Origin of the sequence: Metabacillus litoralis, from assembly GCF_007994985.1 — a bacterium.
Lineage (GTDB): Bacteria > Bacillota > Bacilli > Bacillales > Bacillaceae > Metabacillus > Metabacillus litoralis.
Genome location: NZ_VOQF01000041.1, coordinates 1 through 2,273 on the forward strand (window position 1 = coordinate 1; position 2,273 = coordinate 2,273).

Sequence of the window (2,273 nt, forward strand, 5' to 3'; positions counted from 1 at the left end):
CAGCCTTTCCTCTGCACCCGCAGGAGTCAAATGTCTTCCGCTACATTCCACTAGTTCTTAAAAGTAGTTTCTAAAATCAAAAAAATATTGTAGACAACAAATAAAAACCCGAACTATTAGGCGAATGATTAATTGATACATCACCTAATAATTCGGGTTTTTCATTAGCTTAAATACTTATGTCCCAGCCTCTTTTATTCAAAAGATCAAAAGGATAAACGTTTTTACTTAGTTTTAGTGTCTAGCTCCAAGCGCTATCGGTACGAGCCCTAAGTCAAATAGGAATGTGTAAGACGAAGAGCAAGAGCACCTTCTATTTCCTATTTACCTTATGCTAGTCGCTGATTGGCGGGCGCCTTGCGCTTTTTAAATTACCACTGAACTGTGTAACTGCTATTCGAAGATGGAGTATTCCACACGTTATTACTACCTGGCTCCCAAGATTTCACAACATTATTTGAGCCTGCAACAACTGCTTTAAATTCATAATAACGATTCGCAGCTATATAAGCAGATCCTCTCCAGTCTTGGTATGTGCTGTTCCACGTTAATTTAATTTTTTTACCATCAGCATTATCCCACATTCCCATTTCCCAGCGGTTTCCTGTTACATAAACAGTGTCACCAGAAGCGGTTGGGGCATTTTTAACGATGAAATCTACCTTGATTGGCTGAAGAACTAGAATATCTCTGAAACGATCCATCTCAGCTGTTTTCGTTCCATTTGCATTGACTACATTTGCTAAGCGAAGTAGTGTAAATCCACTAAAGCCTTCATTAAACAAATGCTGTGCTGTGTTGCGGTAGCGTGATTCACTATAACTTGCATCAGAGCTTGAAATAGCTAAGGCATTTTCACCGTTCAAGACGATTCCTCTTTGTGTAGCAAGGTTAGCGATTTGTGTAACAAGTGATTTAGGAGCTGAATAGTATGGGCTTGTATATGCCTGACTATTGTCCATTTCCAAACAAGTAAATGTAAGGTGTAGATTACTAGCTTTAAATTGATCTAATATTTTCGCGTAATCATGATAACCAGCAGAATATTCAGTTGCATGTGGCATATATGGATCATTCATTTTCCAATGCAATCCAGCAATCTTAGCACCTATTGGTACGCCGAATGTAGAGTCAAAGTTTTGATGTGCTCTACTGCTAATTAAAGAAAGATGCTTTGTTAAAACACTTTGGTACCAATTCATGAAGTCCTTACCATATTGACTATTATAAGCTGCTCCTGAAGTGAAGAAATTATCACCATCTGATGGTGGATTCACTTGACTAAATGATGATAAATTTGTTTTCCAAGCAGTATTCAAGCTACTGATTGTTCCGTACTTTGCTTGCATATTATTTCTAAAATCTGTTTTTGCTGTTTCCGTATATGCCTGTAATTTTCCTCTTGAAGGATAACTCCAACCATCACCAGTAACGTAGGATGGAAAACGTAGTTCACCAGCTGGTCCACCACTTAAATAGATTTTGACAATGATATCTTTATAATCTGAGAAGTTTTGAGCAAAAGATGCATAAAGCTCATTATATTGAGTTGAAATCACATTTGTTGCCCATGGTGATACAGTTTCTTTATTCACATAGCCTGTTTCTGATTCGTGTGTTAACACATCTTCGCTAGCAAGATTCCAGACCCAGTTAGGAACAGGAATATTACAGTCATCCCCAACATTTCCACCACATTGGTGTGTTGAAATAATTGGCACCCATTTTAAACCAGATTCTCGTACAACTTGAGCGTACTGACGATAATAAGACCAATCAAATTGATTATTTCCATTTTTCTCAACATCGCCCCACCAAACATCGGTTGTTAAGGCATAAACACCATTGCTTTTTAACGTAGCAAGCTGCTTTGAGAAATCACTCCAGTTCGTAATTTTTGTTAAAGGTGCCATCACATAAGCTTTGTAATCTGACTTAATATCAGCAGAAGCTGACGGGTTAAAAAGTGTTGTTGTTGCTAAAAGAATAATAATAAAACTGATGCTTACCTGTTTCAGAAACTTTTTCACATATACTCCCCCTATTGTTAGTAGTTTAATCGATCATGATCACCTGATCAGAAATTAAAACGCTTTCATTTTTGGTGAAAAATAAAAGGCTTTATAGTGCAAGCGCTTGCATAATTTTCTGAAAATTCTTGCTGTATCTATAGGTTATATAATTAGAGGTGTTTGATGCAAGTGAAATATGTCCTATATTTCGACAAATAAAATAGGTGTAAATACCTATAATCAATGGTGATACCAAAAAAA

The 2,273-nt window shown here is 36.6% G+C and carries 1 protein-coding gene; it reads right to left on the reverse strand.

The genetic code is table 11. The features are described from left to right. Window positions 1–371 precede the first annotated feature (371 nt). On the reverse strand, window positions 372–2,030 hold the full coding sequence (locus tag FS935_RS22970; RefSeq protein ID WP_240051010.1) for a family 14 glycosylhydrolase: 1,659 nt from the start codon (window positions 2,028–2,030) through the stop codon (window positions 372–374). Window positions 2,031–2,273 lie beyond the last annotated feature (243 nt).